At 71.8% G+C, this 10,392-nt stretch carries 11 protein-coding genes, 1 tRNA gene and 1 pseudogene; 7 read left to right on the forward strand and 6 right to left on the reverse strand.

Annotation, left to right across the window (positions count from 1 at the left end; genetic code table 11):
* Positions 1-227: 227 nt before the first annotated feature.
* Both DKL51_RS27430 and DKL51_RS27435 read right to left on the reverse strand, forming a co-directional pair.
* Positions 228-1,769, reverse strand: a complete 1,542-nt coding sequence (locus tag DKL51_RS27430; RefSeq protein WP_260428688.1) for a sugar transferase — start codon at positions 1,767-1,769, stop codon at positions 228-230.
* Between the two features lie 114 nt (positions 1,770-1,883).
* The gene (locus DKL51_RS27435; protein ID WP_109947608.1) at positions 1,884-2,957 is read right to left on the reverse strand and encodes an LCP family protein; all 1,074 of its coding nucleotides are present in this window, start codon (positions 2,955-2,957) and stop codon (positions 1,884-1,886) included.
* Positions 2,958-3,084: 127 nt separating this feature from the next.
* Between DKL51_RS27435 and DKL51_RS27440 the strand changes: the two genes are divergently transcribed.
* The 3 genes and pseudogenes from DKL51_RS27440 (at position 3,085) to DKL51_RS27450 (ending at position 5,113) form a co-directional block, all read left to right on the forward strand.
* Positions 3,085-3,918 (forward strand): O-methyltransferase, encoded by an 834-nt coding sequence (locus DKL51_RS27440; protein ID WP_109947607.1) that lies wholly within the window; start codon positions 3,085-3,087, stop codon positions 3,916-3,918.
* A pseudogene (locus DKL51_RS27445) lies at positions 3,915-4,726 on the forward strand (MOSC domain-containing protein). The gene DKL51_RS27440 and the pseudogene DKL51_RS27445 overlap by 4 nt, the downstream one beginning before the upstream one ends.
* Before the next feature lie 78 nt (positions 4,727-4,804).
* Positions 4,805-5,113, forward strand: coding sequence for a hypothetical protein (locus DKL51_RS27450; protein ID WP_109947606.1), 309 nt, complete (start codon positions 4,805-4,807; stop codon positions 5,111-5,113).
* Between the two features lie 44 nt (positions 5,114-5,157).
* Here DKL51_RS27450 and DKL51_RS27455 read toward each other — a convergent pair whose 3' ends face one another.
* The 4 genes from DKL51_RS27455 to bcp form a co-directional block, all read right to left on the reverse strand.
* Positions 5,158-5,688, reverse strand: a complete 531-nt coding sequence (locus tag DKL51_RS27455; protein ID WP_109947609.1) for a GNAT family N-acetyltransferase — start codon at positions 5,686-5,688, stop codon at positions 5,158-5,160.
* A 79-nt stretch (positions 5,689-5,767) separates the two neighbouring features.
* Positions 5,768-5,842: transfer RNA gene (locus DKL51_RS27460), tRNA-Leu, on the reverse strand.
* A 374-nt stretch (positions 5,843-6,216) separates the two neighbouring features.
* Positions 6,217-7,089: an HNH endonuclease signature motif containing protein gene (locus DKL51_RS27465; protein WP_221623246.1), complete on the reverse strand. Its 873-nt coding sequence runs from the start codon at positions 7,087-7,089 to the stop codon at positions 6,217-6,219.
* 31 nt (positions 7,090-7,120) lie between these two features.
* Positions 7,121-7,591, reverse strand: a complete 471-nt coding sequence (bcp, locus tag DKL51_RS27470) for a thioredoxin-dependent thiol peroxidase (RefSeq protein WP_109946094.1) — start codon at positions 7,589-7,591, stop codon at positions 7,121-7,123.
* Positions 7,592-7,752: 161 nt separating this feature from the next.
* On the opposite strand from bcp, the gene DKL51_RS27475 reads away from it, so the two are divergent.
* From DKL51_RS27475 to DKL51_RS27490, 4 genes are all read left to right on the forward strand, one after another.
* A complete protein-coding gene (locus tag DKL51_RS27475; protein WP_109946095.1) occupies positions 7,753-8,472 on the forward strand; it encodes an energy-coupling factor ABC transporter permease in 720 nt (239 codons plus the stop codon).
* On the forward strand, positions 8,469-8,879 hold the full coding sequence (locus DKL51_RS27480) for a PDGLE domain-containing protein (protein ID WP_109946096.1): 411 nt from the start codon (positions 8,469-8,471) through the stop codon (positions 8,877-8,879). The genes DKL51_RS27475 and DKL51_RS27480 overlap by 4 nt, the downstream gene beginning before the upstream one ends.
* Positions 8,880-8,884: 5 nt before the next feature.
* On the forward strand, positions 8,885-9,655 hold the full coding sequence (cbiQ, locus tag DKL51_RS27485) for a cobalt ECF transporter T component CbiQ (RefSeq protein ID WP_109946097.1): 771 nt from the start codon (positions 8,885-8,887) through the stop codon (positions 9,653-9,655).
* The coding region (locus DKL51_RS27490) for an energy-coupling factor ABC transporter ATP-binding protein (protein WP_148097854.1) at positions 9,652-10,392 on the forward strand (741 nt) is incomplete at its 3' end. The genes cbiQ and DKL51_RS27490, both read left to right, overlap by 4 nt.

Here is a 10,392-nt window from a genome sequence, read left to right on the forward strand (position 1 = left end):
TGACCCGCCGCGGCGGCGGCGCCACCCAGGGCGGCCGTGCCGAGGCCGGCGGCGAGGGCGCCGCCGCGAACGAGCGCGCGCCGGCTGACCGCGCGGGCTCCGGTCGTACCGTCGTGGCCCATCGGTCCCCTCCCGTGACACAGTGGACGGCGCCGCCGTCCCGGGCGCGACCGATGATCGCACGCGTCGACCGGGGAGCGGTCAGTCGGTGGCGCCGCAGCGCCGGGTCAGCGACCGCCGGCGCGGAACACCTCGGCGACGGTCCGCAGGATCACCTTGACGTCGAGCCAGAGCGACCAGTTCTCGATGTAGTAGTTGTCGAAGCGCGCCCGGTCGGAGATCGGGGTGTCGCCGCGCAGGCCACTGACCTGAGCGAGCCCGGTGAGTCCCGCGGGCACCCGGTGGCGCATCGCGTAGTGCGGGTACTCGGCGGAGAACTTCGCCACGAAGTACGGCCGCTCGGGACGCGGCCCGACGACGCTCATGTCGCCGCGCAGGATGTTCCACAGCTGCGGCAGTTCGTCCAGGGAGGTCCGCCGCAGGAAGCGGCCGATCGGGCCGACCCGCCGGTCGTGGGCGATGGACCAGTTCGTCTGCGACTCCCGCTCGTCCGCCGGGCGCATGGACCGGAACTTGACCAGCTGAAAGGGGTGACCGTGCCGGCCGATCCGCTCCTGCTGGAAGAAGATCCCGCGGGGGCCCTCGAGCGCGGTGGCCAGTACGCAGAGCAGCAGCACCGGGCTCAGCAGCAGCAGCGCCACCAGGGCGAACAGCACGTCCGACACCCGCTTGACCGCCCAGCGCGGACCGGAGAGGGTGGTGGCGCCGATCTTCACCACCGGGATGGCGCCGATGTGATCGGCGTTGCCGCCGTACGACCGGGTGCCCCAGAGCCGGGGCGCCGCCCAGAGGTCGCAGGCCGCGCTGGCCGGGCGGCGCAGCAGTTCCATCAGAACCGATTCCGGGCAGCTCGGATCTGCGATGATCAGCACCTCGCACCCGGCCAGCCGGACGAGCTGTTCCAGGTCCGCCACGGTGCCGATCAGCGGCATGCCGCCCGGCAGCGGGGACGGGTCGGCGTCCACGCAGCCGACGAAGCGCAGGCCGTACTCGGGGTACCGGCGCAGGAGGCGGGCCAGTTCGCTGCCCACCGGGCCGGCCCCGATCACGATCGCGTTGTGCTCCACCCAGCGCCGTTTGCGCGCCACCACCGTCACCTTCCGGGTGATCGCCCGGCTGACGATGACCAGTCCGGCGGAGAGGGCCACCCCGCGCATGAAGCCGACCACGTACTCGGCCGATTCGTGGCGCAGGGCCGCGATGATCGCCACCACCGCGGCGGAGGCGAGCAGCCGCCCGCCGAGGCTCGGCAGCTCGTCGAGGATGCTCAGGTGCCGGCGGGCCCGGTACAGGCCGCCACCGGCGAAGAGCGCGACGGTGAGCCCCGCCATGACCAGCGTGCCGCGCCAGTACCGGTCGGAGAGCAGCAGCGGGGCGAGCAGCGCGGCGAGGTCCGCCGGGGCGGTGATCATCCAGGCCCGCAGCCGGCGGGTCCGCAGGGAAGCGCGCGAGCTGGCGTACGGCAGGACGGCCGTCGTGTCGAGGCCCGGGCGGGCTGGCGGGGCTGGTGGCTCGCGCACCGCGGGACCGGACTTAGGCGGATCGTCCTCTCCGGACTCTCCATCCTGGAGCGGTTCGACGCCGCTGGACGGTCCGGTGCGCTGCGTGCTGAGCAGCAGCTGCTCACTGGTCGCAGGCTGAGTCGTCATGGTGTGTGTGACCTCCCCGTGATCGCCACGGAGGCCTGTCACGGGGCCGCCGGGCGAACGCAGGATACGGCGCGGTCGATACGGGCGGCCAGAGCCGCCCCGGGTGATTCCTGTCTACGTTCCGGCACTCGCAATGTCCGAAGTAGAGTCACGTCGCACCGCGTCGAAGAGCTTCTCCGCCCCGGGCTTGTCGGCGAAGACCACGCTTTCGCTGCCCACTCGGCCGGTGCCCTTGGTCGGGCAGGTGAAGAAGCTCAGGTTGCCGCTGCGCAGATGCCGCAGCTCGGTGGCGAAATCCAGAATGGACAGCGATTGGTCGACCGAGACCGCATTGGTCGTGGCCTGGAGAAAGGCGTTCAGCTTCGCCGGGTTCGACAGCGTCCCGCCGGAGGCGGCCTTGTCCAGGATCGCCTTGATGACCTGTTGCTGGTGGCGGATTCGCGCGAAGTCGCCGTCGGCGAAGGCGTACCGCTCGCGCGCGTAGTCGAGCGCGGCGGCTCCGTCCACCTTCTGTCGACCTTGGACAAAGGTCCGCTTGCTGTCCGAGTTCAGTGAGTGGGTGGAGGTGAAGCTCGTCTCCACGTCGATCTCGATCCCGCCGAGCGCGTCGACGATCTCCTTGAATCCGGCGAAGTCCACCATGGCCACGTGGTCGATCCGGACTCCCGTGAAGCTCTCCACGGTCTGCACCATCAGCGGCACGCCACCCCAGGCGAAGGCCGCGTTGATCTTCGCGTCTCGACCGCCGTGCTGGCCGTTCTTCGACCGCGGCACGTGCACCCAGGTGTCCCGCGGGATCGAGATGAGCTGAGCGCTGGCCCGGTCCTTCGGCAGGTGGGCGAGGATGATGGTGTCCGAGCGGGAGCCGGAGCTGTTCTCCGGATCACGAGAGTCGCTGCCGAGGATCATGATGTTCAGCGCGTCCTTGGCGACGACCTGCGGGCGGGCCTGCTCCGGCACCTCCGTGAAGGCATCCACCCGCTCGATGCCCGACTCCACCGAGCGCAGGTAGAAGGCGCCGGCGCCCACTGCACCGGCGCCCAGGAGCACCACCACCAGCAGAATGATCAGGGCGATCCGGCGTCCCCGCCGGCGACGCCCGGCTGGCGGCGTGGTGACGCTGTCCACAGCGGACGGAAGCGCCGCCCGATCCGTTGCACGGTCCGCGATCTGCTGGCGATCTGGCATGGGCGCGATGCTACTGAGTCACGCCGAGGGCCGGGGACCCTCGTCCGACCGGTGGACCGCACCCAGCCGACCCGGTGAATGAAAACTTTCCTCGTCAGCGACCCGCTTCACCTGGTAGAACCCTCCCGTGGACGCAACGAAGCTCCGACGGGTCATCGCCCGCACCCCGCTGGCGCCGGTCGCCGCCTTCCCGAAGCGGCTGGCGCGGGTCGCCCGGTACGACGCCAAGGTGCTCCGCACCTCCGCCCGCTGGCTGGTCACCTCACGGGAGCACCACAACTACACGTACGAGCTGACCAAGCTGAGCCGGCACCACCTCGCCTGGTTCGTCAGCGTCGTCTGCGACGTGCCGGTCAAGCAGGTCCGGGCCTACCTCAACGAGATCGAGACCGACGAGCAGCTGCGCCGGCACATCGAGCAGGCCACCGCCACCGCATCCCGCCGTGGCCTGGCCGACAAGCACGTCCGGTACGCCCGCCGGATCGGCTGGTACGCCATCGTCCGCGCCCGCAAGCCCGCCCACGTGGTCGAAACCGGCGTGGACAAGGGGCTGGGCAGCTGCGTACTGGCCGCCGCGCTGCTGCGCAACACCGCCGAGGGGCACCCCGGCCGGCTCACCTCGCTGGACATCAACCCCGAGGCCGGATACCTGGCCCGGGCGACGCCCTGGGCGAACGTGGTGGACCTGGTGATCGGCGACTCGGTCGCCTCGATCGGCGCGCTCGACCGCCCGGTCGACCTCTTCCTGCACGACAGCGACCACAGCCGGGTGCACGAGAGGAGCGAGTTCGAGGCGGTGGAGCCGAAGCTCGCCCCGAACGCGATGCTGCTCACCGACAACGTCACCGTCACCAACGTCCTCGCCGAGCACGCCGAACGCACCGGCCGGCGCTTCCTCGCCTACCGGGAGACCCCGGCCCGCCACTGGTACCCGGGCGACGGCATCGGGGTGGCCTGGTGAGGCTCGCCGCCATCCACACGTACCCTGTCAAGGGCTGCCACCGGCTCGACCACGACGGCGCCCGGGTCGAACCGTGGGGCCTGGCGGGCGACCGGCGCTGGATGGTGATCGACGAGCACGGCGTCGGCGTCACCCAGCGGGAGGCCGCCGAGCTGGTCACCCTGCACGCCACCCCGCGCGATGGCGGGCTGCTGCTGCGCGCCGCCGACCGCCCCGACGTCGACGTGCCCGAGCCGGCCGCGGCGGAGCCGGCCCTGGTACGGGTGTTCCGCAGCCGGCTGCCCGTCCCCGCACTGCCCGCCGGGCCGGCCGCCGACGACTGGCTCGGCGCGCTGCTCGGCCGACCGGTACGGCTGGTCTGGCTGGGCCGACCCGGCACCTCAACCCCGACGAGCGCGACCACGACACCGGCGACCAGGTCAGCTTCGCCGACGAGTACCCGCTGCTGCTGACGAGCCGCACCTCGCTCGACGCGCTCAACGGCTGGCTCGCCGAGGCCGGCGAGCCGCCGGTACCGATGACCCGTTTCCGCCCCAACCTGGTGGTCGACGGCGCCCCGGCCTGGGCCGAGGACGGGTGGGCGGGCCGCCGGCTCCGGGTCGGCTCGACCGTCCTCCGCGCCGCCGGGCCGTGCGACCGCTGCGTGGTCACCACCACCGACCAGGAGACGGGGGTACGCGGCAAGGAGCCCCTGCGCACCCTCGCCCGGCACCGCACCATCGGACAGAAACTCCTCTTCGGGCTGCACATGGTGCCCGACGGGCCGGGCGAGGTGCGCGTCGGCGACCCGGTCGCCGTCGAGGACTGACCCGCTCCGGCGGGTCTTGTCGCCGAACCTGCTCCGGTCGATGATGGCCGCAGTGGTCACGTCGACAGAGGAGTCGAGATGCAGGTGGTCCACCATTCCCGCGTCGCGTGGGACACCGCCCGGTTGATCGTCGGCGCGACGGACGACGAGGACCTGTTCGGCTGGCTCAGCCACGAGATCGGCGACCTGCTCGGACCGACCATCGAGGACGCGCTCCGGGACACCCGGGACCAGGTACGCCGGGGCGGCCGTGACCGCGCGCTGGTGGAGTCCGGCCTGTGGCGGGTCCGCCTGGAGGACACCCTGCGCGACCGGCCGGCGCTCGCCGAGGAGCTGCGCTCCCTGACCACGATCGGCTCCGGCCTGCTCCGCGCCCGGCACCCCTGACCGCCGGCGCTCCACCGTGCCTCGCCCGGCCGCTTGGCCGCAGGTCAGGCCGCCGGCCCGGCCAGGTCCAGCCACATGAAGACCTCGTCCCGGTCGTCGTCGGGGGCGAGCCGCAGCGCGCGGGGCAGCCGGCCCACCTCCCGGTAGCCGAGCCGCCCGTAGAACGAGTCCAGGCCGAGCCCGTCGCGGATCGTGACGTGCAACGCCTCCACGCCAAGTTCACGGCCGAGCCGCTCGGCCTCCCGCATCAGCGCGACGCCGTACCCACGACCCTGCGTGTCCGGGTGGACCATCACCCGCTTGAGCACCCGCCAGTGCGCCTTCAGGTGGAACCGGTTGTCCCCGATGATCAGGATGCCGACCAGCCGGTCACCCTCGTAGCCGACGAGCAGCCGGTCCGGGCCCTCGGTGAGGTCGGCGAAGGTCGCCTCGGCGGTGGGCCGGACGTCCGCGCCGGTCACCGGGGCCACGAAGCCGACGGCGCCGCCGGCGTTGGTGACGTCCACCCAGAGGTCGACGATCTGCTCGCACAGGGTGGGCGTGAGTTCGGGATCGAGGACGAAGCGCAGGCTCACGGCCGCCATCCTGGCGCAGTGGCGGAGCCTCAGCCCCGCGATCGTGATCTAGCCGACACCGCCGTTAAACGGGGAGAAGTAGGGCCGGCGGGACTCGAACCCGCACTGGTACGGACCTAAACCGTATGCCTCCTGCCAGTTGGGCTACGGCCCCTTCACCTCGTACACCGTCATTTTCCACGGCGGCTCCGGCTGACGGCGAAGCCGCCTCCCGATCGGGAAGCCGGTCGGTGTCACAGCCTTCGGATCGTAGACCACGCCCGGCCCGACCACAGCTGGCCTGGGGTCGCCGGCGTCGCTGGCCGTCTGGTAGTGCCATTCGGGGCGAAGCAATCGGAGGTTGTGGGGTCGATTGTCCAGGAAATCACCGCTGACGTGATCAACACGTGGAGTCAGCGCGCTCCCTGCCACGCGGCGCTGAATCCGCAGGCCTCCTACTTACCCCTAGCGCGGCTGCCTGTTACTCCACTCCCGCCGACCCGCTGAGCCTAGAGCGTCGGGCCTCCGGCGTGCTGAGGCCGGCCTCCTTCAAGATGAGATGCACGGTGCGGTGGCTGATTGGCCGGTCTTGGTCCAATGCGTGGGCCAGGCCGAGGGCAATCTTCCGTGAACCCCAGTAAGGGTGGGCGAGAGCAAGGCGCACAACGGCATCGCGGAACTGCCGCCGTACGGGGCGTCGCCCGGGCGCGGCTGGGGCCGTACGGTTCCGGTCGCCTCCAAGCGTCGGCGCATCCTGCGCACTCGATCCCGGCTGCAGTTCATCCGCCGCCCAGCCGCCACCGCTGTGAGTTCTCCTGCGGCGACTTGGCGCACCAACGCAACCACCTCTTGCTCCTCAAGCGGCGAGGTGGACCCGCCCGCCTGCGCCAGGCGGCTTGCTGGGTCATCCGGCGGGTCATCCTGCGTATGGCGGAGGGCATCCTCCCCCGCCGGCCGCCGGTTCCTCCGCCCGGCATAGGTGGCTGTCTGGCTGTGGCAGTTCGGGCAGAGCAAGCGAAGGTTGGGCGGACGGTTGTCGAGGAAGTCGCCATTGATGTGATCGACGTGCAGGACCAGCGGACGGCCTTGCCATGTTGTGCCCACGCCGCAGATCTCGCACTGCTCGGGAAGGCCGATGAACGCCAGGGCTCGCTTCAGACGGAACCCGGGGGTTCTACGGGCATCAGGTGCCAGTTTGACCAACACCTCTGTGGAGGGCCGGCGCCGCCCGATACGACCACGGCTGTACAGCTGGCCGGTGAAGTGGGACGTGTCGATGCCGAAGCGCTTCAGTTGCCGGCTGATGTGCGCGTGCGACCCACCGCTGATGCGTACCCCGAGCAGCCGCATCACCTCGGTGACGCTCCGAGCCTGCGCCGCCGCTTCCGCCAGCCGCTCGGGTGAGTATCTGTACCGGACCACGGACGCACCGTAGCGACGCGGTGCGACAGCCTCAGTCGAGGCCGAGGTCGCGGCGCAGCTTGGCGACGTGGCCGGTGGCCTTGACGTTGTAGAGCGCGCGCTCGATCTTGCCGTCCTCGTCGATGACGAAGGTCGAGCGGATCACTCCGGTGACCGTCCGGCCGTACATCTGCTTCTCGCCGTACGCGCCGTACGCGGTCAGCACGGCCTTGTCGGTGTCCGCGACCAGCGGGAAGGTGATGGCGTCCCGGTCGCGGAACTTGGCCAGCTTTTCCGGCTTGTCGGGGGAGATGCCGACCACCTCGTAGCCGGCGGCCTGGAGCGAGGCGAGCGAGTCGCGGAAGTCGCAGGCCTGCTTGGTGCAGCCGGGGGTCATGGCGGCCGGGTAGGCGTACAGGATGACCTTGCGGCCGCGCAGGCCGGCCAGGGAGAGCGTCCCGCCGGTGTCGGTGGGGAGGGTGAACTCGGGCGCGGGGTCGCCGGGGCTGAGGCGGTCGGTCATGGCGGAGACGATACCGCTGTCGTACGACGTGGCCGCGCCGGTGACGCGCCGTGGCAGGTGATCAAGACCATGGCTTGTTGCAAAATCTTGGCAACAGTGGCGCGCCGGAAATAGGCTGACCGTGCCGGCGTGCGCCCGCCCGCCGCGCCCTGGGAGGTCGAGTGGAAACCCTGGCGATGCACATCTCGAACGGGATCATCAACGGCCCCGTCGCCGCCGTCTTCGCCGCCTTCGCGCTCGCCGTGCTCACCCTCTGTGTCCTGCGCGGGCGCCGCGACCTGGACGACCGGCTGGCCCCGATGGCGGGCCTGGTGGCCGCGTTCATCTTCGCCGTGCAGATGCTCAACTTCCCGATCTTCACCGCCGGCGTCAGCGGCCACCTGCTCGGCGGCGCGCTCGCCGCGCTGCTGGTCGGCCCGTGGGTCGGCGCGCTCTGCGTGGCGGTGGTGCTGGTCGTGCAGGCGCTGGTCTTCGGCGACGGCGGGGTGGCCATGCTCGGCCTCAACATCACCAACATGGCGATCCTCGGCACCGCGGCCGCGTACCTGCTGATCGCGCTGCTGCTGAGGGTGCTGCCGCGCACACCGGCCGGGCTGGGCGTCACCGCGTTCGTCTCCGCCCTGGTCAGCGTGCTCGTCGCCAGTCAGGGCTTCGTCCTGCAGTACTGGCTCGGTGGCACCACCGACCTGGGCGGCAACCTGGCCGGCCTGGCCGGCACGATGGCCGGCGTCCACCTGCTGATCGGCATCGGCGAGGGCCTGGTCACCGCCACCACCGTGGTCACCGTCGCCAAGGTCCGCCCCGATCTGGTGTACGCGCTGCGCGCCCGCAAGCCGGCCGCGCTGGCTCCCGCCGTACCGGTCACCGGTGGTGTCCGATGAGGAAGCGCACCTGGGGTTTCGTCCTCGGCGGGCTGCTGGTCGCCCTGCTGCTCGCCGGCGTGGTCAGCAACTACGCCTCCTCCCACCCGGACGGGCTGGACTCGTCGCTGCTCAAGGGCTGCACGGTGAACGCCGACGGCCAGATCACCGGCGGCAGTTGCCCCGCCCAGCAGACGAAGGGCCACGAGCTCGCCGACGGCCCGCTGGCCGGTTACGGCATCCGCGGCCTGAACAACAGGTTCCTCTCCACCGGCCTCTCCGGCGTCGCCGGTGTGTTGCTCACCTTCGCGCTGGGCGGCGGCCTCTTCTGGCTGGCCCGCCGCCGCGGCCCGGCCGCCGGTGACCCCACCGGCAGCGACGCGACTGCCGCCGACGACCCGTCGCCGCGCGGCGACCGTCGCCACTGATCGCCATGGGTGCCGGACACGCGCACGTGCTCTACCGGGAGTCCACCTCGCCGGTGCACCGCCTGCCGCCCGAGGTGAAGATCGCCGCGATGGTGGTCTTCACCGTCGCCGTGGTCGCCACGCCCCGCGAGGCGTACTGGGCCTTCGGCGGGTACGCCCTGCTGGTTGCCGCCGTGGCGGCGCTGGCCCGGGTGGGTCCGCGCTGGCTGGTCAGCCGGGCGCTGATCGAGCTGCCGTTCGTGCTCTTCGCGTTCGCGCTGCCCTTCCTCGGGGCGGGGGAGCGGATCGAGGTGGCCGGGCTCAGCCTCTCCGTCGACGGGCTGCTCGGCGGCTGGAACATCCTTGCCAAGGGCACCCTCGGCGTACTGGCGTCGCTTCTGCTCGCGGCGACCACGACGACGCGGGATCTGATCATCGGCCTCGACCGGCTGCGCTGCCCGCAGATCCTCACTCAGATCGCCACGTTCATGCTGCGCTACCTGGACGTGCTGGTCGGTGAGGCCCGCCGGATGCGGGTGGCCCGGGTCTCCCGCGGGGACGACCCCCGCTTCCTGTGGCAGCTGCGTGGCTTCGCCGCCGGTGTCGGCGCGCTCTTCCTGCGGGCGTTCGAGCGGGGTGAGCGGGTCTACCTGGCGATGGTGTCGCGCGGCTACTCCGGCCGGATGCCGGCGGTCTGGCAGGGGGCGGGTGCCGCCACCGCCGGCCAGTGGGCGGTCGCGGCCACCGTGCCGGTCGCCGCGGTCGCCATCGCCGCCGTCGCGGTCGTGCTGACATGATCGGGTACGTGCAGACCGCTCCCTCCCTGGACGTGCGCGGCGTCCGGTACGCGTACCCGGACGGCCACGTCGCCCTGCACGGGGTGGACCTCACCGTGCCGCGCGGCGAGCGGGTGGCGCTGCTCGGGCCGAACGGCGCCGGCAAGACCACCCTGGTGCTGCACCTCAACGGCATCCTCACCGCGACTGAGGGCACGGTCAGCGTCGGGGGGCTGACGGTGAGCGGGGACCGGGCCACCCTCGCCGAGATCCGCCGCCGGGTGGGCATCGTCTTCCAGGACCCGGACGACCAGCTCTTCCTGCCCACCGTCGCCGAGGACGTCGCGTTCGGCCCGGCCAACCTGGGGCTGCGCGGCGCGGAACTGGCCGCCCGGGTCGACGAGGCGCTGGCCGCGGTCGGGATGAGCGAGCACCGGGACCGGGCGCCGCACCACCTCTCCTTCGGTCAGCGTCGCCGGGTGGCGGTGGCCACCGTGCTCGCCATGCACCCGGAGATCCTGGTCCTCGACGAGCCGTCGTCCAACCTCGACCCGGCCGCCCGGCGGGAACTGGCGGAGATCCTGCGCGCCCTGCCGGTGACCCTGCTGATGGTCACCCACGACCTGCCGTACGCGGCGGAGCTCTGCGACCGTTCGGTGATCCTGGACGCCGGCCGGATCGTCGCCGACGCCCCCACCGCCGACATCCTCACCAACGAGCCCCTCCTGGCAACCCACCGCCTCGAACTCCCCTACGGC

Source organism: Micromonospora globispora (genome assembly GCF_003857015.1).
GTDB lineage: Bacteria > Actinomycetota > Actinomycetes > Mycobacteriales > Micromonosporaceae > Micromonospora > Micromonospora globispora.